A 25134-nucleotide genomic window follows, 5' to 3' on the forward strand; every position below is an offset into this window, starting at 1 on the left:
CTGGAGATAACGGATAACCAGGATGAAACGACCTATGATGTTTCATCCATGAAAACGGCGGGTGCTCTATCTAGCAGGATAGAAGCCTGGATTATATCCCGATATCGGGGATGGCAAGTGAAGCAGAAGTAGGCTCAATTGCAATGACAGCCAAACTTGGGTCAGCCTAATAATCTCACGGCAATATCATAACTAACGTTATTGCCAGCATAACTACTCCATCCAGGCTTCCCGCAGCCTGGCCAGCGCCTCGACGATCCGTGCCTCCGGCACCGCCGCGAAGCCCAGCACCAGTCCGGCGCGGGCGTCGGGCGGGGTCGGGCCCTCGGGCAGCCAGTAGCGCGACAGCGCATTGAGTTCCACCCCGACCGCGGCCGCCCGGGTCACCAGCTCGGCTTCGCGGGCCAGGTGGGTGACCGGCAGGCACAGATGCAGGCCGGCCACCGGGACGCCCGGCGGGGCGCAGCCGGCAACCGCTGGCCAGCCGGCCAGCAGGGCATCGCGGCGATTGCGCGCGGCCCGTCGCATGCGGCGGATATGGCGCTGGAAGTGGCCCTGTTCGATGAAATCGGCCATGACCGTCTGGGTGGCGCTGTCGAGATGGCGGATGCCGGCCCGTTGCAGCTCCAACAGCGCCGGCAGCAGCGCGGGCGGGGCCACCAGATAGCCCAGGCGCAGGCCGGGAAAGGCGATCTTGGAGAAGGTGCCGACATAGAGCACCCGGCCGTGACGATCCAGCGCGGCCAGGGGTGCCAGTGGCGCGCCCTGGTAGCGGTATTCGCCGTCGTAGTCGTCCTCGACAATCCAGCCGTCGGCCTGCTGCGCCCAGTCCAGCAGCGCCAGGCGGCGCGGCAGGGACAGTACCGCGCCGGTGGGATACTGGTGCGACGGGGTGACATAGACCAGCCGGCAGTCCGGCAGCCCTGCCAGCTGCTCCACCACCAGCCCGGCCCCATCCACCGCGACTCCCTGCAATCGCGCCCCGCCACTCTGCAAGGCCAGGCCCGCGGCGCGATAGCCAGGATCCTCCATGGCCGCCCGGGCTCCGGGCGCCAGCAGCAACCGGGCGCAGAGTTCGATGGCCTGCTGGGCGCCGCTGGTGATGAGGATCTGCTCGGGTGCGCAGACCAGGCCCCGCGCCTGGCGCAGGTAGGCGCTCAGCAAGCGCCGCAGGCGTAGTTCGCCGCCGGGTTCGCGATAGCCGAGCAGGGCCGGCTCGGGCTGGCGCCAGAAACGCTGCTGCAGCCGCGCCCAGGTGGCGAAGGGAAACAGATCCACCGCAGGCAGACCGACGCGAAAGGCGCACGGCGCGCCGGGTGGCACGCTGGCTGGAGGCGCAGGCGTGGCCCTAACCGTGGCATCGGGAGCGGTCAGGGCCTGGGTCACGGGCACGACATAGGTACCGTCGCCCGGGCGGCTGTCGAGAAAGCCCTCGGCCAGCAGCTGCTCGTAGGCCGCGGTTACGGTATTGCGCGACACGCCCAGCAGCCGCGCCAGTTCGCGACTGGCCGGCAGGCGCACCCCGGCGGCCAGCTCACCAGTCAGGATCCGCCCCCGCAAGCCCTGGTAAAGCTGGCGCGCCAAGCCCTGTCCGGGCTCCAGCAACAGCCCCGACGGATCGAATCCCAGCATGGATTGGCACCCTGAAAGTTGCAGGAATTGGCTCTTACAGGGAGCCAAAGCCGACCTTAGCATGGCGAGACGTTGCTGGAGCCTTGCCATGTACCCCAACCCCGCCTTCTGTCTCGAAGACCTGCCCAGGCTGCACCAGCATCTGCGCGATCATGCCCTGGCGCTACTCATCAGCCAGACCGATGCCGGTCCGCTGGTCAGCCATCTGCCGCTCTGGCTGGCGCCCGACGAGGGTCCCTGTGGCACCCTCTACGGCCATCTGGCGCGCAGCAATCCCCAGGCCCAGGCCCAGGCGCTGGTCGAGGCAGGCCCGGTGCTGGCGGTGTTTCAGGGCCCCCAGGCCTATGTCAGCCCGGCCTTCTATCCCGGCAAGGCCGAACATGGCCGGGTGGTGCCGACCTGGAACTACCAGGCCGTGCACGCCCGCGGCAGCGTCGAGGTGTTCGATGACCCCGAGCGACTGCTACAGCTGCTGGAACGCCTCACCGACCAGCACGAAGCCGGGCGTGCCCGCCCCTGGCAGGTCGCGGATGCGCCTGCGGATTATGTCCAGGGCATGTTGCGCGCCATCCGCGGCCTGCGCCTGCCGCTGGACAGCCTCCAGGGCATCGCCAAGCTCAGCCAGAATCGCAACGCCGCCGATCGCGAAGGCGTCCGCCAGGGACTGGCCGCCAGCCCGGTACCCGGCGACCAGGCCCTGGCCGCCCTGATCCCCTTTCCCGCCTGACCCTGGAGCCACCCATGACCATCCGCCCCCTGAGCGAAGCCGATCACGTCGTCTGGCACGCGTTGTGGCAGGCCTACCTGGCCTTCTACGAGACCCGGCTGCCGGAAACCACCTATGCCCGCACCTGGCAACGGCTGCTTGACCCCGCCCAGCCCCTGCACGGCGCCCTGGCCTGGGACGGCGAGCGCCCCCTGGGCCTGGTGCATTTCATCTATCACCCGTCCTGCTGGACCGAGGGCGACTACTGCTACCTGCAGGATCTCTATGTCGCTGAAGGCCATCGTGGCAGCGGACTGGGCCGTGCCCTGATCGAGCACGTCTACGCCCGCGCCGCAGCGGACGGCTGCGATCGGGTGCACTGGCTGACCCAGGAGACCAATTACCCGGGACGCCAGCTCTATGATCGCATCGCCACCCGCTCCGGTTTCATCCAGTACCGCCACCTGCTGGGAGACAGACCATGACCCCGCTCGACTGGACCCCGGCCCAACTGCCCCAGCCCCGCTTGCTGCAGGGTCGCCATGTACGCCTGGAACCCCTGAACCCTCAGCGTCACGGCGACGATCTCTGGGAGGCCCTGCACGACCAGGACCCGGCCCTGTGGGACTATCTGCCCTATGGCCCCTTCACCGAGCGGGCGGTCTTCGACAGCTGGCTGGCGGGCCTGGCCCAGGGGCGCGATCCCTTGTTCTACGTTGTGGTGGATCCCCGCCATGGCCGTGCCCTGGGGCAACTCAGCCTGATGAGCATCGTCCCCGAACACGGCAGCATCGAGATCGGCCATGTTGCCTTTGGCGGGCGCCTGCAGCGCACGCCCCTGGCCACCGAAGCCTTCTATCTGCTGATGCAGGAAGCCTTCGCCCTCGGCTATCGGCGCCTGGAGTGGAAGTGCGACGACGCCAATGCCCGCTCGAAGCGCGCGGCCGAGCGGCTGGGCATGCGCCATGAGGGGCTGTTCCGGCAGCACCGGGTGGTCAAGGGCCGCAACCGCGACACCGCCTGGTTCAGCCTGCTGGATCACGAATGGCCCATGGTGGACGCCGGCTTCCGGCGCTGGCTGGCGGCGGAAAATTTCGATGCCGAAGGGCGCCAGCTCAGCGCCCTTGCTGTCACGACTGGCAAATGAGAAGCAATACCAACGGAGCAGGCAAAGCGTTATCCTAGAGAGGTTGCTACCACCAGTCCCCCTTAGCCGTGACCGCCATCCACGTCCTCCTCGTCGACGACCACCGCAAGCTGCGTGAGCCCCTGGCGATCTACCTGCGTCGCCAGGGACTCGAAGCCACCACCGCAGCCGATGCCACGCGGATGAAGGCGTTGCTCGCGCAGCAACGCTTCGACGTCATCGTCCTCGACGTGATGCTGCCGGATGGCGACGGCTTCAGTCTCTGCCGTGAGCTGCGCCAGCGCGACACGACGCCGATCATCCTGCTCACCGCCCGGGGCGAGGTGGACGATCGGGTGCTTGGCCTGGAACAGGGCGCCGACGACTACCTGACCAAGCCGTTCGAACCGCGAGAATTGGTGGCACGGATTCGCACCCTGCATCGTCGCTACCAGGCGACCGCTCCAACCTCTCCGAGCGAGCCTGTGCCGGCGGCAAACTATCGTTTCGCGGGCTGGCACTACGCCGCCGTCAGTCAGCGCCTGCAATACCCGGACGGCAGCACCCGCCGCCTGGGTCAGGCGGAGGCTCGCCTGCTGCTGGCCTTCCTGTGTCAGCCCCAGACCGTGCTGCATCGTGATCTATTGCTGCATCAGGTACAGCCGCCCGATCGCGCACTGGAAGACCGCAGCCTGGATCGCCAGGTCAGTCGGCTACGCCTGCGGTTGGCCGATCCGGCAGGCGAATCGCCACTGCGCACCGTCTGGGGCCGCGGCTATCTGCTGGACTGCCCGGTAGAGGCCCTGGACGGCCCATGATCGCGCCCTGGCGTCGCTGGCTGCAGGGCATCACCCCCCGCCTCTGCCTGCTGTTCTGCGTGGCCTTGCTGCTGGCACACGCGGCCGCGGCGCTGGTCCTGCACCAGACCGGTTCGCTGGTCCATCCGTTGTCCTATGGCCAGGCCCTGGAGCGCCTGGCGGTAGCCCGTACGGCGGTCGAGCGCCTGCCGACGGCGCAGGCGCAAGCCCTGCTGCGGGTGCTGGCCGAGTCACCGGCACAGGTCTGGATAGCCGCGACGCCGGAGGTGGCGCCCTTCCCCATGCTCGCGGAGGAACGCCGCCTGACCCGGGATCTGGCGCGGCGTCTGGGACAGGCCGAAGAGGGTCTGGTGATGCAGCTGGAAGGCCTCGCGGGCGCCGCCGCCCGCGCCTCGCCGCTGACCCCAGCCGGCTGGGCACCCCTGCGCTTGCGCAGCAGCGTGCGCCTGCCGGACGGTCGCTGGCTCAATGCCGTGCAGTATCCGGCACGCAGCGACGGCTGGCTGACCGCCCTGGGCTGGTCGCTGCTGCTGGGCGCCCTGCCGGTGCTGCTGCTGGCCTGGCTGCTGATCGGCCAATTGGTACGGCCGCTCCAACGGCTCACCCGCGCCGCGGAGGGACTCAGCCGGGGCGAGCGCAGTCGCCTGGAGGTCCGTCAGGGCCCACGCGAGGCCAGGGAGCTGGCCGCGGCCTTCGAGCTGATGCAGGAACGGCTGCTGCGCCACCTGGATGATCGGGTGCGTATGCTGGCCGCCATCAGCCACGACTTCAACACTCCACTGGCCGCGCTGCGGGTGCAATTGGCCCTGCTGGAGCCCTCGGTCGAGCGCGATGACATGGAAGAAAGCCTGGCCGAACTGGACGCCATGGTGCAGGAAACCCTCGACTTCATCCGTGGCGAGCGCCGGACCGAAATCCATCGGGATGTCGACCTCGTCGCCCTGCTGCAGGAACTGCAGGATCGCTATCAGGCATTGGGCCAGACGGTGACCTGGTCGGGCATCGGCGCGGCACTGCTCCGCGGTCGCCCACTGGCGCTCAAGCGCGCCCTGGGCAATCTGCTCGACAACGCCCTGCAGCACGGTAGCAGCGCCGCACTGGAGCTGTCGTGCCCCGAGCCACAGCTGCTCCGCCTGGACATCCTCGACGACGGCCCTGGCGTGCCCGAGCATCAGTTGGAGCAGGTCTTCGAGCCCTTCTACCGGCCTCCGGGACAGGCGTCCCCCGGCGGCCTGGGCCTGGGTCTCGCCATCGCCCGCGCCTGCATCCTCGCCCATGGCGGGGAGCTGCATCTGCACAATCGCCCGGAAGGCGGCCTCTGCGCCCGGATCCTGTTGCCATCGGCCACCTAGTTCGGGTCGTGCACAACGAAGTCCAACGGCCCTTTGGTTAGGGCAGGCAATGCCGGACTTTGAAGTTTGGATACTCTCAGCTGATCGCGGCCATGGCGGTCCGCCGATGCGGCCGCTCCTACGGTAGCTTCCGTGCCTGTAGGAGCGGCCCATGGCCGCGATAGCCAAAGCCAGAGCAGCGAACCGCTCTGGTCGCGCCAAGACAGTGGTTCCCAAGCTGGCGACACCCTGTAGGATCAGGATCCTGCTACTGGAGGCGAACGCCTGCTCGGCTAGCCCCCTTCTCCCTTTGGGAAAGGGCTGGGGTGAGGGCGCGCCGCACAGCGGACTCCCTGGTGGAAAAGGCTATGCCGTTTTCCACGCTACGGTGCTTGATCGATCAGGATCTGGCTGATGCTGGAGATGAACGCCTGCTCGAATAGCCCCCTCTCCCTCCGGGAGAGGGTTGGGGTGAGGGCGCGCCGCACAGCGGATTTCCCGGTGGAAAAGGCTCCGCCGTTTTCCACGCTACGGTTCCGGCACCCACGCGCGTCCACCCCGGTGCAGGTTCCACGTGGAGCATCTGGCTCCCCTAGAAACTCAAGGTCGCACTCACCCAGAGATGCCGACCGTAGTTCACCGTGCCATAGGTCTCGTCGTCCAGGCGCCGATCGTTCAGATTGCGGATAGCGGCATTGAAGCTCAGGTTGCGCGTTGCCACGAAGCCGCCGCCCACGTCCCAGGTGGTGTAGGCCGGCGCCGCTTCGCCGGTCAGGGTGGCGTCGTGTTCCTCACCGTAGTAATCCAGCGCCGTCCACAGATTGAGCCGGTCCGACAGGGTCCAGTCCAGGCGGACGTTGGCCTTGCGCTCCGGGGTCAGGGCCAGGGGCGCACCCTGGTTGGGGCCACTGCGCTGCTCCGAGTCGAGATAGGTGAAGTTGCCGCCCAGACGCAGGGCCTCGGTAATATCCCAGCCACCGCTGAGCTCCACACCGCGGATCACCGCCTCGTCGACGTTGATGCGATCCATGCGGATGTAGCCGTTCCAGCGCTCGGTGGTGGTGACCGTGGACAGCTTGTCCTGGAAGTCGTTGTAGAACAGCGTCGCCGCCGCCTCCAGATTGCGCCGGTTGGACCAGAGCGCCGCCACCTCGTAGTTGGTGCTGGTTTCCGGCTTGAGATCCGGATTGCCGAGCATGACGAAGCGGTTGCGCCGCAGATAGGCATAACCCGGTGCCACGGCGCGGATTTCCGGTGCCTTGAAACCGCGCGAGACACCGCCCTTGAAGGTCCATTCAGGGGTCGCATGCCAGACCCCGTAGAGCCGCGGACTCCAGTGATTGCCATACAGCTCGTGGTGATCCAGGCGCAGCCCGCCGGTGAGCGCGAAGCTGTCGGTGATGGCCCACTCGTCCTCGGCGAACAGTGCCTGCTGGGTCACCGCGAAGGAATACTGGCGGCGATCGTTCAGCCCCTGGTTCCAATCCTGCACCTCGCCACGGTTGTATTGCAGACCGGTGGTGAGCAGATGGTCGTCCAGGGGCGTCACCAGCTTGGCATCGAACACGGTGTTCTCAACCTGCGGCTTGCGCCCATAGACATCGGTCTGCGCCGGCGTGGCGAGGCCTTCGCGGGAGGTCTCCTCGTGCAGCAGCGACACGTCCGAGCGCAGTCCGCTGTCCCAGTGGCCGGTGTGACTCAGCGACCAGTGATCGCGTTCATTGTCCTGCTGGCGGGTCGCCCAGTTGTCGCTCAGGCCGTCGCCGTTGCGCAAGCGCGTCTGCCCGGCCTCCAGCAGGAATTCATGATTCTCGTTCGGGGTAAAGGCCAGGCGCCCGGTCAGGTCGCGATGGCGCGCCTTGCTGAAGCCCTGGGTCCGCTCGATGTCGTCGTCGGCCTGGCGATCCAGGTAGCGGCCCCACAGCTGCAGGCCGAGCAGTTCGCTGTGCAGCGGTCCGCTGAGAAAGAACTGGCCCTGGCGCGAATTGCCCTGGTCGCGGTGCTGCTGGGCGATGTAGTCGGTGGTCAGGGAGCCGTGCCAGGTAGCGGTGTTCTTCTTGGTGATGATGTTGATCACCCCGCCGATGGCATCGGAGCCGTACAGTGATGACATGGGCCCACGCACCACTTCGATGCGCTCGATGGCCGCGGCTGGCGGGATGAAGCTCTGCTCGTAGCCGCGATTGCCGTTGACCCGCGACTCCCGCGCGCTCTGCCGCTTGCCGTCCACCAGGATCAGGGTGTAGTCCCCCGGCATGCCGCGAATGGAGATGTCGGTCTCGTTGGCCGCGCCGTTGACCACTACCCCCTCGACGTCGCGCAGGGCATCGCCCAGGTCGCGGATCGGGCGCTTGCGCAAGGTCTCGGCGTCGATCACGGTGACTGAAGCGGGAGCGTCCTCCAGACGCTGTTCGAAGCCGGCGGCGGTGACCACCGTGGTGTCGAGATCGGTGATCTCTTCGGCTTGGACCGCCAGGCTGGCGGCGGCCAGGCCGAGCGCCAGCGGCGTAGCGATGAAATATTGCAACCTGGCCATGAGCCATGCCCTCCGGGGAAAGGGCATGGATGGTAATGATTGGCGTTACGGAAATTGGGACAGGTTGGGACAGCGGCACTCACTCGCCGCGGATATAACCCTCCAGATGGCGGATCAGCTCCGCCTGCTGGACGGTGGTGGCCTTGACCAGATCGCCGATGGACAGCAATCCGATCAGCTTGCCGTTGCCCATCACCGGCAGGTGGCGCAGGTGGTGGTCGGTCATCATCTGCATGCAGTCGCCCACGGTCTGCTGCGGCAGCACGATGATGACCGCCTCGGTCATGATCTCGCTGACCGGGGTCGCATAGGAGGAACGTCCCTGCAGGGCCACCTTGCGCGCATAGTCGCGCTCGCTGACGATGCCCACCAGCTCGCCGTCGCGCATCACCGGCAGCGCCCCGACGTTCTTTTCCGCCATCAGCCGCAGGGCGTCGAGCACCCAGGCGTCGGGGGCGATGGTGTAGACGTCCTGCTGGGTCTTCAGGGCGAGCAACTGGGCGACGGTTTTCATTGTGGTTCTCCTGAGGTGAGGCGAGCGTGACCGGAAACGCCTGGCAGGGCCGGTCAGCCGATTACATCAGGCCACCTGAACGCCCTTGTCGCCCGAACGACGTCGATCCCGCCACAGGCGCCATGCCAGGGCCAACAGGAAACCGGCCGTCAGCAACACCACCAGGGTCGGCGCCGGCGCGCTGTCCCAGACCAGGCTCAGCAGCACCCCGCCCAGGGCCGCCGTCACGGCCAGCGCGGTGGCCACCAGCATCATCCAGCCAAAGGAGCGGGTCAGCAGGAAGGCGGTGGCGCCGGGGGCGATCAACAGCGCCACCACTGGCACCATGCCCACCGCCTGCAGGGCGCCGACCACGGTCAGGGCGATCAGGCCGAGCAGGCCGTAGTGCAGCAGCCCTACCCGCAGGCCCAGGGCCCGTGCCTGGGCCGCATCGAAGGCCAGTACCAGCAAGTCGCGCCAGCGACAGGCCAGCGCCAGCACCACCAGACCGGCGATCACCGCCATCTGCGAGAAGGCCTCCGAGGTCACCCCCAGCAGGTCGCCGAGCAGGATGTGGTCCAGGTGCAGCTCGGTAGGCAGCCTGGCGTGCAGCACCAGGCCCAGGCCGAACATGCCGGAAAAGACCACGCCCATCAGACTGTCCTGCTTTACCCGGCTGTGCCGCTTGAGATAGCCGGTGGCCAGGGCGCAGCCCAGTCCTGCGACAAAGGCGCCCGCCACCAGCGGCGCGCCCAGCGCCGACGCCAGCACCAGGCCGGGAAACACCGCGTGGGCGATGGCATCGCCCAGCAGCGCCCAGCCCTTGAGCACCAGAAAGCAGGACAGCAGTGCCGCGGGCACCGCCACCAGCACGGCCATCAGCAGTGCTTGGCGCATGAAGTCGACTTCCAGGGTCAGCCACAGCCAGTCCATCAGCCCGCCTCCGCCGTCTGCCGCGCCCGCCGGCGGTTGGCCAGCAGGCCGTGACGCGGCGCCAGCACGAAGGCCAGCAGGAAGATCAGGGTCTGCAAGACCACCACGCAGCCACCGGTGGCGCCGTCGAGGAAGTAGCTTAAATAGGTGCCCAGCAGCCCGCTGCCGACGCCGATGGCGACGCTGATCAGCACCACCCGGGAGAAGCGGTCGCTGAGCAGATAGGCCGTCGCCCCCGGCGTCACCACCAGGGCGATGACCAGGAAGGCGCCCACCGTCTGCATCGCCGCCACGGTGCTCAGCGCCAGCAGGATGAAGAACAGTAGCTTGTAGCCGGTGGGATTGAGGCCGCAGGCACGCGCCTGGCCCTCGTCGAAGAACACCAGCAGCAGATCGCGCCACTTGAGCAGCAAAACCAGCAGAGAGAGGGTGGCGATGATCAGCAACTGGCGACTGGCCTCGGGGGTGATGGCCAGGATGTTGCCGAAGACGATGGTCTGGATGTCCACCGCGACCGGCGCCAGCGAGACCAGGAACAGCCCGCCGCCAAAGAAGGCGCTGAAGATCAGCCCGATGATGACGTCTTCCTTGAGCCGGGTGTACTGCCGCAGGCCGAGCATGGCCCCGGCCGCCGCGCCACCGGCGAGAAAGGCGCCGAGGGCCAGCGGCAGGCCGAGCAGATAGGCGCCAGCCACGCCGGGTACCACGGCATGGGACAGGGCATCGCCGATCAGCGACCAGCCCTTGAGCATCAGGTAGGCGGAGAGAAAGGCGCACAGTCCGCCCACCAGCGCCGCCGCGCCCAGGGCGTTTCTCATGTAGCCATAGGCCAGGGGTTCCAGCAGCCCTTCCATCAGGCACGCTCCCGGCGCCGCGGCGCAGCCTGGCTCGCCTCGAACAGGCGCAGCGCACCGCCAAAGGTGCGTTCCAGATTTTCCCGGGTAAAGACCTCGGCCGTCGGCCCCTGGGCCAGCACGGTGCGATCGAGCAATACGGTGCGGTCGCAGAAGCGCTCGATGCTGGCCAGGTCATGGGTCGACACCAGCATCGAGCGACCCTCGGCGCGCAGGGCCTGGAGCAATTCGATGATGGCGCGCTCGGAGGTGGCGTCCACCCCGGTGAAGGGTTCGTCCAGCAGGATCACCCGGCTGTCCTGGGCCAGGGCGCGCGCGAGGAAGACCCGCTTCTTCTGGCCGCCGGAGAGTTCGCCGATCTGCCGCTTGCGCAAGTCGGTCAGCCCCACCCGGGCCAGGGCGGCGTCCACCGCCTGATGATCGGCGGCGCGGGCCAGGCGCAGGAAATTCATGCGGCCATAGCGACCCATGAGCACCACGTCTTCCACCCGCACCGGAAAGTCCCAGTCCACGTCTTCGCTCTGGGGGACGTAGGCGACGAGGTTGCGCTTGAGCGCCTGGGCCACCGGCAGGTCATCGACCCGTACCTGGCCAGTGCGCAGGGGTACGAAGCCCATGATCGCCTTGAACAGCGTCGACTTGCCGCTGCCATTGACGCCCACCAGGGCGGTGATGGAGCCGCCGGGCACCACCAGACTGGCGTCGCGCAGGGCGGTGTGGCCATTGCGATAGGTAACGCCGACTCCGTCGAGGGCGATCATGGCGCCAGTCCCTTGACCAGGGTTTCGGTGGTGACCCGCAGCAGGTCGAGATAGGTGGGCACCGGCCCGTGGGCGGCGCTCAGGGAATCCACATAGAGCACCCCGCCGTAGCGCGCGCCGCTCTCCCGTGCCACCTGCTCGGCCGGGGCCGCGGAAACCGTGCTTTCGCTGAACACCGCCGGAATCCGCTCGGCGCGCACCGTCTCGATCACCCGGCGGACCTGCTGCGGGGTGCCCTGGGCATCGGCGTTGATCGGCCAGAGATAGAGCTCCCTGAGCCCCAGGTCGCGCGCGAGGTAGCTGAAGGCGCCCTCACTGGACACCAGCCAGCGTCGCTGTTCGGGAATCCCCTGCAGCTGCTGGCGCAGGGGTTCGAGGGTGGCGGTGATGCGCGTCTTGTAGGCCTCGGCGTTGCGCCGGTAGGTGTCGGCCTGGCCCGGGTCATGCGCCACCAGGGCATCGCGGATATTGTCGACGTAGATCAGCGCTGCCCGGGGCGACATCCAGGCATGGGGATTGGGCTTGCCGGCATAGGGGCCCTGGGCGATGGCGATGGGCTCGACGCCCCGCGAGACCACCGCGCTGGGCACGTCCTTCATGCGGCTGAAGAAGCGCTCGAACCAGAGCTCCAGATTCAGGCCGTTCCACAGCACCAGCTGGGCATCGCGTGTCTTGAGCAGATCGCCCGGGGTAGGCTGGTAGTTGTGGATCTCGGCGCCGGGCTTGGTGATGGATTCCACCCGTGCGGCGTCGCCCGCCACGTTGCGCGCCATGTCGGCGATCACCGTGAAGGTGGTGACCACCTTGAACGGCTCCGCGGCCTGGGCGGCGTTGCCCAGCAGCACTCCCAGCAGACCCGCCAGGGTCCAGCGTCTCGTCTTCTCCAGCATCCGGCCCGCCTCTCGGTGGTTATAGCCTTGGCTAAATTAGATAGCACAACCTATCAGAGGTGCAGGAAGACTTTGTAACCTGGGATGAGAGGAGTCCAGGACAGAGACGAACAGGACAAGACACCTCGCTCGGGACATGGCGGAGGCGCCTATGAGGGCGGTAGAGGCCGAGTGGCGCCTACCTGATCGGCAAGGATCAGTGCGCGGCGTGGACCGTCATGCCGCGAGAGCGCTCGGGCTGGGTCTCCAGCGGGCGACGTTCGGCGTGCCCGTCGAGCAGCTTGTCCAGCAGACCACGCAGGGCGCGTTTCTTGAGATCTTTCAGCATCGCGAATCCTCCCGGGATCGTTATAGCCTTGGCTATATTAAATAGCAGACCCTATCGAGAGGTGTTAGTGCTTTTTCTCAATCAGATAAATAGAGGCGCCCTAAACAGCAGGCGCTAGCGCGCTCGGACGTGCCACAGGCGACGCCTGGTCGCCTTCCGCCACCCGCGCATTCAGGCGGCGCCGGGCTTCCTGCGGCGCCAGGCCGGTCCAGCGCCGGAAGGCCCGACGGAAGTTGCGCAGATCGCCGAAGCCGGTCTGAAAGGCCACCTCGGCCAGGGCCAGGTCAGCCCGACCGAGCAGCGTCAGGGCCCGCTCACGACGCGCTTCGTCGACCAGGGCCTGGTAGCGGGTACCCGCTGCCTCGAGTCGACGCCTTAGCGTACGCTCGCTGAGATTGAGCGGCGCGGCCAGTTGCGCCAGGGTCGGCGGCGCATCCAGCCGCTTGCGGATCTCGCGCTGCAAGCCCTCGACCAGATCCGTTCGCAGCGGATCGTGGCCGGCAGCTGCGTCCAGCAATTCGATCACCTCGGCGGCCACCGCATCGTCGCGGGTGGCGAGGGGCAGGTCCAGCCAGGCGGAGTCGAATTCGATGGCGGTCGTTAGTGCGGCAAAGCGCACCGGGCACTCGAACAAAGCCGGATAGCGCTCGCCATGCGGCGGCGCGGGATAGTCCAGACTCAGCGCCCGCGGCGGCAGTCGGGTCCCGGCCAGATGCCGGGCGACGCTCAGCACGCTGGCCAGCCCCTCCTCCGTGTAGAAGGCGGTCACCGCCGGCTCGTGGAAGCGTGGCGTCAGCACCAGTCGCACCGCCGAGCGCTCCTGCTCCAAGGCATAGTCGAGCATGGCACCGGCCTGCCGCTGATAGTGCAGCCCTAGCTCCAGGGCCGCGCCCAGCGTGGCGCAAGCCTGCATGCCGAGTCCGACCAGGCCGAGCGAGACGCTGGTCTGCCGGGCGCCCACGGCCAGGCCCAGGCCCTCGTCGCCCAGCTGCGCCAGGCAGCGCCTGACCAGCAGATAGCCCTGCCGGTGCGACAACCGAAAGCCTGGTCGCTGCACATCGGCCGCCGTGAACCCCAGGCCGCGGCAAAGTCGCTCGACATCGCCCTGGCGTTCGGCCGCCACCCGCAGCAGCAGCCGCGACACCTGCGGCGGCGCCGAGGCACGGGAAAAGCGCGGATCGATGGGGTCTGGCATGACGACGCTCCACGGACGAGAACCTGCCTGGACGTTAACCCAGTGGCGACCAGGCGGACATCCCCTGGCAACGGCTGTCCGTTTCGGCCCCCCTCGCTGGCCACCGCCACCCTGCCGGGGGCCCTCGACCCGCCGCTAAGGTTGCCTCGACACCCATCCGTGGAGACCCGCATGAACGACGACCTTCCCTACCAGGATTGCGGCGAGCGCATCTGCATCGTCGGCGGCGGCCCCGGCGGCCTGTGCATGGCCCGTGCCCTCAAGCGCCGCGGCCTGGACTACGAGCAGTTCGAGCGCCACAGCGACTTCGGCGGCGTCTGGGACCTGGATAATCCCGGCACCCCCATGTACGAATCCGCCCACTTCATCTCGTCGCGGGACCTCTCGGGCTTTCTCGACTATCCGATGCCCGCCACCTTTCCCGACTATCCGGGCAATCGCCAGATCCTCGACTACCTGCGCGCCTTCGCCCGCACCTTCGGGCTCTACGCCCAGGCCCGCTTCAACACCGCAGTCGAGCGGGTCGACCAGGATACGGACGGCCGCTGGATCGTCACCCTCGACAGCGGTGAACGCCGCCGCTACCGGGCGCTGATCTGCGCCACCGGCTGCAACTGGGACCCCAACCTGCCGGAGATCCCGGGGCACTTCAGCGGCGAGATCCGCCATGCGGTCAGCTACCGGCGTGCGTCGGAATTCCAGGGCAAGCGGGTACTGATCGTCGGCGCCGGCAACTCCGGGGCCGACATCGCCTGTGACGCCGCGGCCAACGCCGGGCGCGCCTTCATCAGCCTGAGGCGCGGCTATCACTTCATCCCCAAGCACCTCTTTGGCGTGCCGGCGGACGTCTTCGACGAACGCGGTCCGCGCCTGCCGCTGTGGCTGGAGCGCCCATTGTTCCAAGGGCTGCTGCGCCTGCTGCAGGGCGACCTGACCCGCTTCGGCCTGCCCAGGCCGGACCATCGCCTGTTCGAGAGCCATCCGCTGCTCAACAGCCAGCTGTTGCACCATCTGCAGCACGGCAACATCCAGGCGCGTCCGGACATCGCCCACTTCGAGGGCGACCAGGTGGTGTTTCGCGATGGCAGCCGGGAGAGTCTCGACCTGGTGCTCTATGCCACCGGCTATCGCTGGAGTTGCCGCTACGCCGCCGACTACTTCACCTGGCAGCACGGCCGGCCGCAGCTCTACCTGTCCATCTTCAGTCGCGAGCACCGCAACCTGTTCGGCATCGGCTACCTGGAGACCAATTCCAGTGCCTACAAGCTGTTCGACCAGGAAGCCCACCTGATCGCCTGCCACCTGGCCGACCAGCTGCAGCGGCCGCACCAGGCGCGCGAATTCCAGGCGCTGATCCAGCAGGACGATCCGGACCTCTCCGGCGGCATCCGCTTCGTCGACTCGCCACGCCACGCCGTCTACCTGGAGGTGCACGCCCTGCAGACCTACCTGCGCCAGCTGCGCCGCCGGCTGGGCTGGAGCGACCTGACCCCGGGCTATTTCGATCCCCTGCGCCAGGCGCCCGAGCCGCTTCCTGCCAGCCTGGCCACCCCGTCCTGAGCGAGCCTGCCCATGAGCGACGTCATCCTGATCACCGGTGCCGCCGGCGGCATCGGTCAATGCCTGGCGCGGCAACTCAGCCGCCGGCCCGTCCAGTTGGTCCTGGTGGACCGCGACGCCAGGGGCCTGGCCGCCCTGCGCGCCGAGCTGGGCGAAGCCACCCTGACCTACGTCGCCGATCTCTGCGACGAAGACCAGCTCGCCGCCCTGATCGACTTTGTACAGCAGCGCTGCGGTCGCCTCGACGCCCTGGTCAACAACGCCGCCATCGTCCGCGTCGGCCCCCTGACCGAACGCAGTCCGGCCAGCATTCGCCAGGAGCTCGACATCAACCTGCTGGCGCCCCTGCTGCTCGCGCGCCTGGCCATCCCCCTGCTCAGGCGCTCGACCAATGGCCGGCTGGTCACCACCGTCTCCCTGGCGGGCATCTTTCCCACCCCGGAGAGCCCCGTCTATTGCGCCAGCAAGTTCGGCCTGCGCGGCGCCATGCTCGCCCTGGCCCAGGATCTCGCGCCCCAGGGCATTCGCGTCTGCTGCGTCCTGCCGTCGGCCACCGACACCCCGATGCTGCGCCGCGAAGCCATCGGGGGCGGCAATGCCCTGCAATTCATGGATCCGCCCCAGTCACCCGAGACGGTGGCGCGGCTGCTGGTCCGGGTGCTGGATCGACCGCGGCTGGAAAGCGCCCCGCGCGCCGGCGAACTCTGGCTGAGCCGGCTGGCGATGCTGGTCCCCAACCTGCTGCCCCGCCTGTTGCCGTTCTTTCAGCGCCGTGGCGAACGCGGTCTGCGTCGCTATCTCAGCGACCTGGAGCAGCGCGGCCTGGCCGAGCGCCACGAGGGCGCCTGGCGCCTGCGCCCGGACGACCGGCCCGACTAGCCCGCCAGCGGAAACAAAAAAAGGGGCCCGAGGGCCCCAAGGGAAATCGAAGTGATCTCAGCCTTCGATTTCGATCAACACCTCGCCCGGATTGACCCGGTCACCCTTGGCCACCCGTACCGCGGTGACGGTGCCGGCGATGGGGGACTGGATCTCGGTTTCCATCTTCATGGCTTCGGTGACCAGCACGCCCTGCCCGGCCTTGACCTGATCACCCTCCTTGACCAGCACCTCGACGATGTTGCCCGGCATGGTGGTGCTGACGTCGCCCGGACGCTCCGCCTGACGGCGTCGTTGGCCGCCCTCGGCGACGAACTCACCGCTGGCTTCGAACACCACCTCTTCCGGCACCCCGTCGATGGACAGGTAGAAGTGCCGCTTGCCCTCGCTCTTGAGGCCGATACCGGTGATGTCCACCTGATAGGTCTCGCCATGCACGTCGACGCTGAACGCGGTCGGCACGCCCTGGCCACCCACCGCGGCCACGCCATCGGCCGACGGCATGGGCAGCAGGGGTTCCGGCACCAGGGTTCCGGCGGCGCGTTCCTCGAGGAACTTGCGCCCGATGTCGGGGAACATGGCGAAGGTCATCACGTCCTCTTCGCTCTTGGCCAGGTCGCCGATCTCGGCACGCAGTCGCGCCAGCTCGGGGCTGAGCAGATCAGCCGGGCGCACTTCGATGACCTCTTCCTGGCCGATGGCCTGCTTGCGCAGCTGCTCGCAGATGGCGCCCGGCGCCTTGCCGTAGCGACCCTGCAGATAGAGCTTCACCTCGTTGGTGATGGTCTTGTAGCGCTCGCCGGCCAGCACGTTGAAGAAGGCCTGGGTGCCGACGATCTGCGAGGTCGGGGTCACCAGGGGCGGGTAGCCCAGGTCCTTGCGTACCCGCGGGATCTCTTCCAGCACCTCGTTCATGCGATTGAGGGCGCCCTGCTCGCGCAACTGGTTGGCGAGGTTGGAGATCATGCCGCCCGGCACCTGGTTGACCTGTACCCGGGTGTCGACCCCGGTGAATTCACTCTCGAACTGGTGGTACTTCTTGCGCACCGCATGGAAGTACAGGCCGATCTCCTGTAGCAGTTCCAGGTTCAGGCCGGTGTCGTAGGGCGTGTCGCGCAGGGCTGCGACCATGGACTCGGTCCCCGGGTGGCTGGTGCCCCAGGCCAGGCTGGAGATCGCCGTGTCGATGCGATCGGCGCCGTTTTCCACCGCCTTGAGCTGGCACATGGCGGCCACCCCGGCGGTGTCGTGGGAGTGCACCACCACGTCCAGGCTCAGGGCCGCCTTGAGCGCCTTGACCAGTTCGCCGGTGGCATAGGGCGTCAGCAGACCGGCCATGTCCTTGATGGCGATGGAGTCTACGCCCAGGTCGGCCATGCGCCGCGCCTGCTCGACGAAGGCCGCCACCGTGTGCACCGGGCTGGTGGTGTAGCAGAGGGTACCCTGGGCATGCTTGCCGCTGGCCTTGACCGCGCGGATGGCGGTTTCCAGGTTACGCACATCGTTCATGGCATCGAAGATGCGGAAGACGTCAGTGCCATTGGCTGCGGCGCGCTCGACGAAGGCCTCGACCACGTCGTCGCTGTAGTGCCGGTAGCCGAGCAGATTCTGGCCGCGCAGCAGCATCTGCAGCCGGGTGTTGGGCAGCGCCTGGCGCAACTGGCGCAGGCGCTCCCAGGGATCTTCCTTGAGGAAGCGCACGCAGGCGTCGAAGGTGGCGCCGCCCCAGACTTCCAGCGACCAGTAGCCGACCTGGTCGAGCTTGGCGCAGATCGGCAGCATGTCTTCGGTGCGCATGCGGGTCGCCAGCAGCGATTGGTGGGCGTCGCGCAGGATGGTGTCGGTGATCTGGATGCTTTTCATTGTTCTGTCGTCCTTACAGACCGGCGTGGGCGGCGATGGCGGCGGCGATGGCGATGGCCAGGTGCGTCGGGTTGCGCTTGATCGAGTACTGGGTCAGCTCCGGATGGCTTTCCACGAAGCTGGTGTTGAAGCGCCCGCTGCGGAATTCCGGATCGCGCAGGATGGCCTGGTAATAGGGTGCGGTGGTCTTCACCCCCTGCACGCGCATGTCGTCCAGCGCGCGCAGGCCGCGGTCCATGGCCTCTTCCCAGGTCAGCGCCCAGACGATCAGCTTGAGGCACATGGAGTCGTAGTAAGGCGGGATCACGTAGCCGGTGTAGATGGCCGTGTCGGTGCGCACCCCCGGTCCGCCCGGTGCGTAGTAGCGGGTGATCTTGCCGAAGCTCGGCAGGAAGTTGTTCTTCGGGTCCTCGGCATTGATGCGGAACTGCAGGGCGAAACCGCGGTGCAGGACGTCTTCCTGGGCGAAGGACAGCGGCAGCCCCGAGGCGATGCGGATCTGTTCGCGCACGATGTCGATGCCGGTGATTTCCTCGGTGATGGTGTGCTCCACCTGCACCCGGGTATTCATCTCCATGAAATACACCTCGCCCTCGGCGAGCAGGAATTCCACGGTACCGGCGTTCTCGTAACCCACCGCCTTGGCCGCGCGTACCGCCAGGTCGCCGATATAGGCGCGCTGCTCGGGGGTCAGCTGAGGGCTGGGCGCGATCTCGATCAGCTTCTGGTTGCGCCGCTGGATGGAGCAGTCACGCTCGAACAGGTGCACGGTATTGCCATGGCTGTCGGCGAGGATCTGCGCCTCGATGTGCTTGGGATTGACGATGCACTTCTCGAGAAACACCTCGGCCGAGCCAAAGGCCTTGGTCGCCTCGGAGATCACCCGTGGATAGGCCTGCTCCAGTTCCTCGCGGGAGTTGCAGCGGCGGATACCGCGACCGCCCCCGCCGGAGGTAGCCTTGAGCATTACCGGGTAACCGATACGATCGCCTTCGCGCAGGGCATCGGCGATGTCCGCCACGTTGCCCTCGGTGCCAGGGGTGCAGGGCACGCCGGCGGCGATCATGCTGCGCCGCGCCTCGGTCTTATCGCCCATGCGGCGGATGACCTCGGCGGACGGTCCGATGAAGCGAATGCCGCGCTGGGCACAGATTTCCGCCAGTTCGGCATTCTCGGAAAGGAAGCCGTAACCGGGATGCAAGGCATCGCAGCCGGTTTCCACGGCAAGGTTCACAAGCTTGCGCGGATTGAGATAACCCTCCAGCGGATCGCTGCCGATCCCATGGGCTTCGTCGGCACGTTTCACGTGGAGCGCTTGGCGATCGGCGTCGGAGTAGACCGCTACCGAGCGAATGCCCATCTCGGCACAGGCACGCACGATGCGCACGGCGATCTCGCCCCGATTGGCGATAAGTATCTTCTTGATCACACCTGGCTCCTTGTCTGCTGCAGCGTGCAGCCGCTTGTTATTGCCGGTGACCTGAAGCTACGCCAGGGCTTCTCTTATGGAAAATAAATAATTGTTGGATACTCCATAAGTCATTCCTTATGGATCTCGCCGATGCCTATGCGCAAGCCATTGATGCGACTCACCTTTCGCCAGTTGCAGGTGTTCGAGGCCGTCTGCGAGGCCCGCTCCTACAGCCGGGCGGCCGACATCATGGCGCTGACCCAGCCGGCGGTGAGCCTGCAGGTGCGTCAGCTCGAAGAGGTGGTGGGTGCGCCGCTGTTCAACTACCTCAATCGCACTCTCTACCTCACCGAGGCCGGCGAGGCCCTGCGCCAGACCGGTCGCGATCTCTTCGCCCGGCTGGGCAGCCTGGACATGCAGCTGTCGAATCTGCGCGGCGCCCTGCACGGCCAGCTGCGCCTGGGAGTGGAAAGCAGTGCCCAGTACCTGGCGCCGCACCTGTTCAGCCAGTTCCGCAGCAGCCATCCCCAGGTCGACCTGGCGCTGACCGTGGGCAACCATGCCCGGGTGCTGCGTCGATTGACGGAGAATCGCGAAGACGTGGCGCTGATGTCCGGGGTGCCGAGCAACGCGGACCTGGATTTTCTGCCACTGCTGGACAATGCCATCGTCGCCGTGGCGCGTCCCGGCCATGCCCTGGCCGAGCGCAGCGGCCTCAGCCTGCGCGACCTGACGGCCTATCCGCTGCTGGTGCGCGAGGTCGGTTCAGGCACGCGCCAGGCCTGCGAGGACTATCTCAAGCAGAAGCGCGCACACTTCGCCGAACAGCTGGAGATCGGCGCCTTCGAAGCGCAACGCGAAGCGGTCCGCGCCGGACTCGGCCTGGCCCTGCTGCCGCGCCAGGCCATTCGCAGCGATCTCGCCGCCGGCAGCCTGGTCGAGCTGGACGTCGCCGAGCTGCCGTTGCGCCGTTCCTGGTGCGTGGTCCAGGTACGCAGCAAGCCGCTGTCGCCAGTGGCCCAGGCCTTCGTCGACTATCTGCGCGGCCAGCGCAGCCTGATCAATGCGTTAGGTATTGCCCTGGAGCCTGCTGCCGGCGCTGGGCCTGGCGCTCGTCCAGCAGCTGATTGAGAAACAGCAGTTCATCGAGTTCCACGGCAAGCCGCTGTTCCTCGGCTCGGGCCTCGATGGCCCGGCGGAATTTCATCCGCCGTTGATCCTGTAGCTTTCTGCGAGTCTTGCTGTCGAGACGAACGCTGGATTGCTGGATGAGAGCGGTCATGCCAATTCCTCCGGGCTGGGATCGGAATGGGCAGCTTCACCCTAACAGGTGACGGTTTGGCGACAGCGAGACGACTATTGGGTGTCGCTGTGCTTGGTCGACTTCGACGACAGCCGCAGACTGCGCAGGCTGCGCTTCACGCTCTTGAGATGCTCGACCAGCGCCGGACCCCGCGACATGGCCACGCCCATGGCCAGCACATCGATCACCACCAGGTGGGCGATGCGCGAGGTCAGGGGCACATAGATGTCGGTGTCTTCGTGCACGTCGATGGCGATGTTGACCGTCGACAGGTCGGCCAGCGGCGTCTGTCCCGGGCAGATGGTGATCAGCGCGGCGCCGTTGTCACGAACCAGATTGGCGGTGATCAGCAGGTCCTTGGAACGCCCCGACTGGGAGATGCAGATGGCGGCGTCGGACGGTGTCAGGGTCGCCGCCGACATGGCCTGCATGTGCGGATCGGAATAGGCGGTGGCGCTGAGCTGCAGGCGAAAGAACTTGTGCTGGGCGTCGTTGGCCACCGAACCCGAGGCGCCGAAGCCGTAGAACATCACCCGCTGGGCCTTGGCGATCGCCTCGATGGCCGTTTCCAGCGCCCGCATGTCCAGGCGCTCGCGCACGTCCATGAGGGTATGCAGGGTGGTGTCGAAGATCTTCAGGCTGAAGTCTTCCACCGCGTCGTTCTCGTGGATGGCGAACTGGCCGAAACTGGCCCCCGCCGCCAGGCTCTGCGCCAGGCGCAGCTTGAGATCCTGGAAGCCATCGCAACCGATGGCCCGGCAGAAACGCACGATGGTGGGCTCGCTCACGCCGACGTTGTGGGCGAGGTCGGCCATGGAGCTGTGCATGACGGCAGCCGGATCCACCATGACCTGCTCGGCGACCTTGAGCTCCGACTTGCGCAGCAGGTGGCGGGATTGAGCAATGTGTTGCATGAGGTTCACAGGCGTATCTCGTCTAGCGGGCGGATGTAGTGCGTCGCACTTATACTACATAACGATCGCCAAGGCTCTTGGTCATTACGATTCAGCAGGGTCTTTTTCGCCCTCCCGCCAGCACTTGGTAGTCGCCCGGACAGGCGACTACCTGAGCCGGAGCAGCTTTTGAAACGCTCTGCGCAAGGCCTTGCGCAGATTCCCGAGCAGTGGCGCACAGTAGTCCGGCCCCGTCTTGTAGTCCTTTTACAAGTCACTGATCAGAAAGGATTTTTCGGTTATGGCACGGCCCTTGTTAAGACCTGGTACCCGGGCCATGAAGCCCTATCACCAGGCAAGGAGAGCACCATGCCAACCCCCGCGTATCTGTCCCTCGAAGGCACCAAGCAAGGCCTGATCACCGCCAGCACCTTTACCGAAGACTCGGTCGGCAACATCTTCCAGGAAGGCCACGAAGACCAGATCCTGGTCCAGGCCTTCAATCACCAGGTGATCATTCCCCGCGATCCCCAGTCGGGTCAGCCCACCGGCCAGCGCGTGCACAAGCCGCTGATGATCACCAAGGTCTTCGACAAGGCCTCGCCGCTGATCTTCAATGCCCTCACCTCCGGCGAACGCCTCGGCAAGTGCCGCCTGGAGTGGTACCGCACCTCGGCCACCGGCACCCAGGAGCACTACTTCACCATCGAGCTGGAGGACGCCATCATCGTCGATGTCCAGTCGCGCATGCCCAACTGCCAGGACCCGAGCATGGCGCACTTCACCCACCTGGAAGACGTCTACTTCACCTACCGCAAGATCGTCTGGACCCACGAGGTCTCCGGCACCTCCGGTTCCGATGACTGGCGCTCGCCGATCGCCGCCTGACGCGCCGCTCCCAAGCCTTCCCCTGATCCCCGGCCAGCCCTGCTGGCCGGGGGTTCGGCTGCCCCGCGCCACCCGCCTCGCCTCCCATCCGTCCGGTTTGGCGCTCCTTCTACCGCATCGGTAGAATGCGGCGATGAATGACGACATCTCCCTGCTGCTCAATTCCCTCAACGATGCCCAGCGTCAGGCCGTGGCCGCGCCCCTGGGTCGCCAACTGGTCCTGGCCGGTGCCGGCTCGGGCAAGACCCGGGTGCTGGTGCACCGCATCGCCTGGCTGATCCAGGTCGAGCGCGCCTCGCCGCACTCCATCCTCTCGGTGACCTTCACCAACAAGGCCGCCGCCGAGATGCGCCACCGCATCGAGCAATTGCTCGGCATGAGTCCCCAGGGCATGTGGGTCGGCACCTTCCACGGCCTCGCGCACCGCCTGCTGCGGGCCCACTGGCAGGAAGCGGGGCTGTCGCAGAATTTCCAGATCCTCGACAGCGACGACCAGCAGCGCATCGTCAAGCGGGTGATCCGCGAGCTGGGCCTCGACGAGCAGCGCTGGCCGGCACGCCAGGCGCAGTGGTTCATCAACGGCCAGAAGGACGAAGGCCTGCGGCCGCAGCATATCCAGGCCGCCGGCGACCTCTTCCTCAGCACCATGCGCAGCATCTACGAAGCCTACGAGGCGGCCTGCGCCCGTGCTGGAGTGATCGACTTCTCCGAGCTGCTGCTGCGCGCCCTGGATCTGTGGCGCAACAATCCCAGCCTGCTGGAACACTACCAGCGGCGCTTCCAGCATCTCCTGGTCGACGAATTCCAGGATACCAACGCCGTCCAGTACGCCTGGCTCAAGCACCTCGCCCAGAACGGCGCCAGCCTCATGGTGGTGGGCGACGACGACCAGTCCATCTATGGCTGGCGCGGCGCCAAGATCGAGAACATCCAGCAGTTCAACGAGGACTTCTCGGCCGAGATCATCCGCCTGGAGCAGAACTACCGCTCCACCGATACCATTCTCAAGGCCGCCAACGGCCTGATCGCCCACAACTTCGGCCGTCTCGGCAAGGAACTGTGGACCGACACCGGCGAAGGCGAGGCGATCACCCTCTATGCCGGCTTCAACGAGCACGACGAAGCCCGCTACATCGTCGAAACCATCGAGAGCGAGTTCAAGAAGGGCAACCGGCGCAGCGAGATGGCCATCCTCTACCGCTCCAACGCCCAGTCGCGGGTGCTGGAAGAGGCGCTGCTGCGCGAGAAGATCCCCTATCGCATCTATGGCGGTCTGAGATTCTTCGAGCGCGCCGAGATCAAGAACGCCATGGCCTACCTGCGGCTGATCCAGCATCGCCACGACGACGCGGCTCTGGAGCGGGTAATCAACGTGCCGCCGCGGGGCATCGGCGAGAAGACCGTGGAGGCGCTGCGCAGCGCGGCCCGGGCGCAGAACACCTCACTGTGGCAGGCGCTGCACGACCTGGTCGGCGCCCGCGCGGTGTCGGGTCGCGCCGCCTCGGCGCTCAACGTCTTCGTCGAGCTGGTCGATACCCTGGCCCTCAAGGCCGAGGACCTGTCCCTGCACAACCTGGTGCAGCAGATCATCGAGCAGACCGGCCTGGTCACCTTCCACAAGGAAGAAAAGGGCGAGAAAGGCCAGGCACGGGTGGAAAACCTGGAAGAACTGGTCAGCGCCGCGCGTTCCTTCGATTTCAGCGGTGACGAGGAGATGACGCCCCTGGCGGCTTTCCTCGACCACGCGGCCCTGGAATCCGGGGACACCCAGGCCGACAGCCACGAAGACAGCGTCCAGCTGATGACCCTGCACAGCGCCAAGGGCCTGGAATTCCCCCTGGTGTTCCTCGCCGGCATGGAGGAAGGGCTGTTTCCGCACAAGATGAGCCTGGAGGAACCCGGCCGTCTGGAAGAGGAACGTCGCCTGGCCTATGTGGGTATCACCCGCGCCATGCGCCGCCTGGTGATGAGCTATGCGGAGACCCGCCGTCTCTACGGCAGCGAGACCTACAACAAGGTGTCGCGCTTCGTCCGCGAGGTACCGGACGGCCTGATCCAGGAGGTGCGCCTGTCCAATGCGGTCAAGCAGCCCTTCGCCGGTAGTCGTCCCAACCTCTTCGCCCAGGCACCGGTGCCGGAAACCACCTTCAGCCTCGGTCAGCCGGTGCGTCATGCGCTGTTCGGCGAAGGCGTCATCCTCAACTACGAGGGCTCCGGCGCCCATGCCCGGGTGCAGGTGAACTTCAAGTCCGAAGGCAGCAAGTGGCTGATGGTGAGCTACGCCAAGCTCGAACCCCTCTAGCGATGACCACCTCCTGGCTGTTCTGGGCGCTCTTGGCGGCGGCCTTCGCCGCCCTGACCGCCATCTTCGGCAAGCTGGGCGTGGAACACGTCAACGCCGATTTCGCCACCCTGCTGCGCACCCTGGTGGTCGTGGTGGTCCTGGCGGCCATCGTCCTGGCCACCGGGCAGGCGCAACCCCTGGCCAGCATCGCCGGGCGCAGCTATCTGTTCCTGCTGCTCTCGGGCGTGGCCACCGGCCTGTCCTGGCTGTGCTACTACCGGGCGCTCAAGCTGGGCCCGGCGTCGCTGGTGGCGCCAGTAGACAAGCTGAGCGTGGTGCTGGTGGCGATCTTTGGCGTGGCGCTGCTGGGTGAGCGCCTGGACCTGCGGCAGTGGTGCGGCATCGCCGCCATCGGTGGGGGCGTGCTGCTGCTCGCCTGGCGACCTTGAA

At 66.9% G+C, this 25134-nt stretch carries 24 protein-coding genes; 11 read left to right on the forward strand and 13 right to left on the reverse strand.

What is annotated here, in order from left to right; translation table 11 throughout:
• Positions 1 to 213: 213 nt before the first annotated feature.
• Positions 214 to 1632, reverse strand: a complete 1419-nt coding sequence (locus AABM56_RS22850; RefSeq protein WP_133860186.1) for a PLP-dependent aminotransferase family protein — start codon at positions 1630 to 1632, stop codon at positions 214 to 216.
• A gap of 88 nt (positions 1633 to 1720) precedes the next feature.
• Here AABM56_RS22850 and AABM56_RS22855 point away from each other — a divergent pair, with 88 nt between their 5' ends.
• From AABM56_RS22855 to AABM56_RS22875, 5 genes are all read left to right on the forward strand, one after another.
• Positions 1721 to 2359, forward strand: a complete 639-nt coding sequence (locus AABM56_RS22855; RefSeq protein ID WP_347883766.1) for an FMN-binding negative transcriptional regulator — start codon at positions 1721 to 1723, stop codon at positions 2357 to 2359.
• Between the two features lie 14 nt (positions 2360 to 2373).
• Positions 2374 to 2823: a GNAT family N-acetyltransferase gene (locus tag AABM56_RS22860; RefSeq protein ID WP_347883767.1), complete on the forward strand. Its 450-nt coding sequence runs from the start codon at positions 2374 to 2376 to the stop codon at positions 2821 to 2823.
• Positions 2820 to 3485: a GNAT family protein gene (locus tag AABM56_RS22865; protein WP_347883768.1), complete on the forward strand. Its 666-nt coding sequence runs from the start codon at positions 2820 to 2822 to the stop codon at positions 3483 to 3485. The genes AABM56_RS22860 and AABM56_RS22865 overlap by 4 nt, the downstream gene beginning before the upstream one ends.
• A gap of 68 nt (positions 3486 to 3553) precedes the next feature.
• The gene (locus AABM56_RS22870; protein ID WP_133860190.1) at positions 3554 to 4282 is read left to right on the forward strand and encodes a response regulator transcription factor; all 729 of its coding nucleotides are present in this window, start codon (positions 3554 to 3556) and stop codon (positions 4280 to 4282) included.
• Positions 4279 to 5634 carry a HAMP domain-containing sensor histidine kinase gene (locus AABM56_RS22875; RefSeq protein ID WP_347883769.1) on the forward strand — a complete coding sequence of 452 codons (1356 nt, stop codon included), beginning with the start codon at positions 4279 to 4281 and terminating at the stop codon, positions 5632 to 5634. Before AABM56_RS22870 ends, AABM56_RS22875 begins: the two co-directional genes overlap by 4 nt.
• A 571-nt stretch (positions 5635 to 6205) precedes the next feature.
• Here the strand turns inward: AABM56_RS22875 and AABM56_RS22880 are convergent.
• The 8 genes from AABM56_RS22880 to AABM56_RS22915 form a co-directional block, all read right to left on the reverse strand.
• Positions 6206 to 8149, reverse strand: a complete 1944-nt coding sequence (locus AABM56_RS22880; protein WP_263258565.1) for a TonB-dependent receptor — start codon at positions 8147 to 8149, stop codon at positions 6206 to 6208.
• A gap of 79 nt (positions 8150 to 8228) precedes the next feature.
• Complete coding sequence (locus AABM56_RS22885) at positions 8229 to 8663, reverse strand: CBS domain-containing protein (protein ID WP_007160094.1); 435 nt, start codon at positions 8661 to 8663, stop codon at positions 8229 to 8231.
• A 66-nt stretch (positions 8664 to 8729) separates the two neighbouring features.
• Positions 8730 to 9575, reverse strand: a complete 846-nt coding sequence (locus tag AABM56_RS22890; protein WP_133860193.1) for a metal ABC transporter permease — start codon at positions 9573 to 9575, stop codon at positions 8730 to 8732.
• Positions 9575 to 10429, reverse strand: coding sequence for a metal ABC transporter permease (locus AABM56_RS22895; RefSeq protein ID WP_133860194.1), 855 nt, complete (start codon positions 10427 to 10429; stop codon positions 9575 to 9577). The genes AABM56_RS22890 and AABM56_RS22895 overlap by 1 nt, the downstream gene beginning before the upstream one ends.
• Positions 10429 to 11190: a metal ABC transporter ATP-binding protein gene (locus AABM56_RS22900; RefSeq protein WP_133860195.1), complete on the reverse strand. Its 762-nt coding sequence runs from the start codon at positions 11188 to 11190 to the stop codon at positions 10429 to 10431. Before AABM56_RS22900 ends, AABM56_RS22895 begins: the two co-directional genes overlap by 1 nt.
• A complete protein-coding gene (locus AABM56_RS22905; protein WP_133860196.1) occupies positions 11187 to 12080 on the reverse strand; it encodes a metal ABC transporter substrate-binding protein in 894 nt (297 codons plus the stop codon). The genes AABM56_RS22900 and AABM56_RS22905 overlap by 4 nt, the downstream gene beginning before the upstream one ends.
• A gap of 196 nt (positions 12081 to 12276) precedes the next feature.
• The gene (locus tag AABM56_RS22910) at positions 12277 to 12408 is read right to left on the reverse strand and encodes a hypothetical protein (RefSeq protein WP_256664437.1); all 132 of its coding nucleotides are present in this window, start codon (positions 12406 to 12408) and stop codon (positions 12277 to 12279) included.
• Between the two features lie 100 nt (positions 12409 to 12508).
• Entirely contained in the window at positions 12509 to 13603 is a 1095-nt protein-coding gene (locus AABM56_RS22915) for an AraC family transcriptional regulator (RefSeq protein WP_347883770.1), read from the reverse strand.
• Positions 13604 to 13774: 171 nt separating this feature from the next.
• Between AABM56_RS22915 and AABM56_RS22920 the strand changes: the two genes are divergently transcribed.
• Together AABM56_RS22920 and AABM56_RS22925 are read left to right on the forward strand one after the other, a co-directional pair.
• On the forward strand, positions 13775 to 15163 hold the full coding sequence (locus AABM56_RS22920) for an NAD(P)-binding domain-containing protein (RefSeq protein WP_347883771.1): 1389 nt from the start codon (positions 13775 to 13777) through the stop codon (positions 15161 to 15163).
• 12 nt (positions 15164 to 15175) lie between these two features.
• Positions 15176 to 16042 carry an SDR family oxidoreductase gene (locus AABM56_RS22925; protein ID WP_133860199.1) on the forward strand — a complete coding sequence of 289 codons (867 nt, stop codon included), beginning with the start codon at positions 15176 to 15178 and terminating at the stop codon, positions 16040 to 16042.
• Positions 16043 to 16099: 57 nt separating this feature from the next.
• Here AABM56_RS22925 and oadA read toward each other — a convergent pair whose 3' ends face one another.
• Together oadA and AABM56_RS22935 are read right to left on the reverse strand one after the other, a co-directional pair.
• The gene (gene oadA, locus AABM56_RS22930) at positions 16100 to 17905 is read right to left on the reverse strand and encodes a sodium-extruding oxaloacetate decarboxylase subunit alpha (RefSeq protein ID WP_263258562.1); all 1806 of its coding nucleotides are present in this window, start codon (positions 17903 to 17905) and stop codon (positions 16100 to 16102) included.
• A gap of 13 nt (positions 17906 to 17918) precedes the next feature.
• Positions 17919 to 19334, reverse strand: coding sequence for an acetyl-CoA carboxylase biotin carboxylase subunit (locus AABM56_RS22935; protein WP_133860201.1), 1416 nt, complete (start codon positions 19332 to 19334; stop codon positions 17919 to 17921).
• A gap of 138 nt (positions 19335 to 19472) precedes the next feature.
• Here AABM56_RS22935 and AABM56_RS22940 point away from each other — a divergent pair, with 138 nt between their 5' ends.
• On the forward strand, positions 19473 to 20447 hold the full coding sequence (locus AABM56_RS22940) for a LysR family transcriptional regulator (RefSeq protein WP_178083890.1): 975 nt from the start codon (positions 19473 to 19475) through the stop codon (positions 20445 to 20447).
• On the opposite strand, the gene AABM56_RS22945 is transcribed toward AABM56_RS22940, so the two are convergent.
• Both AABM56_RS22945 and hexR read right to left on the reverse strand, forming a co-directional pair.
• A complete protein-coding gene (locus tag AABM56_RS22945; RefSeq protein WP_081594569.1) occupies positions 20377 to 20598 on the reverse strand; it encodes a PA3496 family putative envelope integrity protein in 222 nt (73 codons plus the stop codon). The two genes, AABM56_RS22940 and AABM56_RS22945, sit on opposite strands and share 71 nt — an antisense overlap.
• A gap of 74 nt (positions 20599 to 20672) precedes the next feature.
• Positions 20673 to 21542, reverse strand: a complete 870-nt coding sequence (gene hexR / locus AABM56_RS22950) for a transcriptional regulator HexR (protein ID WP_017639169.1) — start codon at positions 21540 to 21542, stop codon at positions 20673 to 20675.
• A gap of 339 nt (positions 21543 to 21881) precedes the next feature.
• Between hexR and AABM56_RS22955 the strand changes: the two genes are divergently transcribed.
• From AABM56_RS22955 to AABM56_RS22965, 3 genes are all read left to right on the forward strand, one after another.
• A complete protein-coding gene (locus tag AABM56_RS22955; RefSeq protein ID WP_347883772.1) occupies positions 21882 to 22400 on the forward strand; it encodes an Hcp family type VI secretion system effector in 519 nt (172 codons plus the stop codon).
• 133 nt (positions 22401 to 22533) lie between these two features.
• The gene (gene uvrD / locus AABM56_RS22960; protein WP_133860203.1) at positions 22534 to 24702 is read left to right on the forward strand and encodes a DNA helicase II; all 2169 of its coding nucleotides are present in this window, start codon (positions 22534 to 22536) and stop codon (positions 24700 to 24702) included.
• A gap of 2 nt (positions 24703 to 24704) precedes the next feature.
• On the forward strand, positions 24705 to 25133 hold the full coding sequence (locus AABM56_RS22965) for an EamA family transporter (RefSeq protein ID WP_007160104.1): 429 nt from the start codon (positions 24705 to 24707) through the stop codon (positions 25131 to 25133).
• Position 25134: the final 1 nt, after the last annotated feature.

It is taken from the genome of Pseudomonas aestiva (assembly GCF_039908605.1).
Taxonomy (GTDB): domain Bacteria; phylum Pseudomonadota; class Gammaproteobacteria; order Pseudomonadales; family Pseudomonadaceae; genus Chryseomonas; species Chryseomonas aestiva.

Coding starts and splice junctions, on each gene's coding strand:
- AABM56_RS22860 (WP_347883767.1), top strand. CDS start 2,374: ATGACCATCCGCCCCCTGAGCGAAGCCGATCACGTCGTCTGGCACGCG.
- AABM56_RS22880 (WP_263258565.1), bottom strand. CDS start 8,149: ATGGCCAGGTTGCAATATTTCATCGCTACGCCGCTGGCGCTCGGCCTG.
- AABM56_RS22885 (WP_007160094.1), bottom strand. CDS start 8,663: ATGAAAACCGTCGCCCAGTTGCTCGCCCTGAAGACCCAGCAGGACGTC.
- AABM56_RS22905 (WP_133860196.1), bottom strand. CDS start 12,080: ATGCTGGAGAAGACGAGACGCTGGACCCTGGCGGGTCTGCTGGGAGTG.
- AABM56_RS22865 (WP_347883768.1), top strand. CDS start 2,820: ATGACCCCGCTCGACTGGACCCCGGCCCAACTGCCCCAGCCCCGCTTG.
- AABM56_RS22945 (WP_081594569.1), bottom strand. CDS start 20,598: ATGACCGCTCTCATCCAGCAATCCAGCGTTCGTCTCGACAGCAAGACT.
- uvrD (WP_133860203.1), top strand. CDS start 22,534: ATGAATGACGACATCTCCCTGCTGCTCAATTCCCTCAACGATGCCCAG.
- AABM56_RS22915 (WP_347883770.1), bottom strand. CDS start 13,603: ATGCCAGACCCCATCGATCCGCGCTTTTCCCGTGCCTCGGCGCCGCCG.
- AABM56_RS22850 (WP_133860186.1), bottom strand. CDS start 1,632: ATGCTGGGATTCGATCCGTCGGGGCTGTTGCTGGAGCCCGGACAGGGC.
- AABM56_RS22895 (WP_133860194.1), bottom strand. CDS start 10,429: ATGGAAGGGCTGCTGGAACCCCTGGCCTATGGCTACATGAGAAACGCC.
- AABM56_RS22925 (WP_133860199.1), top strand. CDS start 15,176: ATGAGCGACGTCATCCTGATCACCGGTGCCGCCGGCGGCATCGGTCAA.
- AABM56_RS22910 (WP_256664437.1), bottom strand. CDS start 12,408: ATGCTGAAAGATCTCAAGAAACGCGCCCTGCGTGGTCTGCTGGACAAG.
- AABM56_RS22900 (WP_133860195.1), bottom strand. CDS start 11,190: ATGATCGCCCTCGACGGAGTCGGCGTTACCTATCGCAATGGCCACACC.
- AABM56_RS22890 (WP_133860193.1), bottom strand. CDS start 9,575: ATGGACTGGCTGTGGCTGACCCTGGAAGTCGACTTCATGCGCCAAGCA.
- AABM56_RS22955 (WP_347883772.1), top strand. CDS start 21,882: ATGCCAACCCCCGCGTATCTGTCCCTCGAAGGCACCAAGCAAGGCCTG.
- AABM56_RS22940 (WP_178083890.1), top strand. CDS start 19,473: ATGCGCAAGCCATTGATGCGACTCACCTTTCGCCAGTTGCAGGTGTTC.
- AABM56_RS22875 (WP_347883769.1), top strand. CDS start 4,279: ATGATCGCGCCCTGGCGTCGCTGGCTGCAGGGCATCACCCCCCGCCTC.
- AABM56_RS22965 (WP_007160104.1), top strand. CDS start 24,705: ATGACCACCTCCTGGCTGTTCTGGGCGCTCTTGGCGGCGGCCTTCGCC.
- AABM56_RS22855 (WP_347883766.1), top strand. CDS start 1,721: ATGTACCCCAACCCCGCCTTCTGTCTCGAAGACCTGCCCAGGCTGCAC.
- oadA (WP_263258562.1), bottom strand. CDS start 17,905: ATGAAAAGCATCCAGATCACCGACACCATCCTGCGCGACGCCCACCAA.
- AABM56_RS22920 (WP_347883771.1), top strand. CDS start 13,775: ATGAACGACGACCTTCCCTACCAGGATTGCGGCGAGCGCATCTGCATC.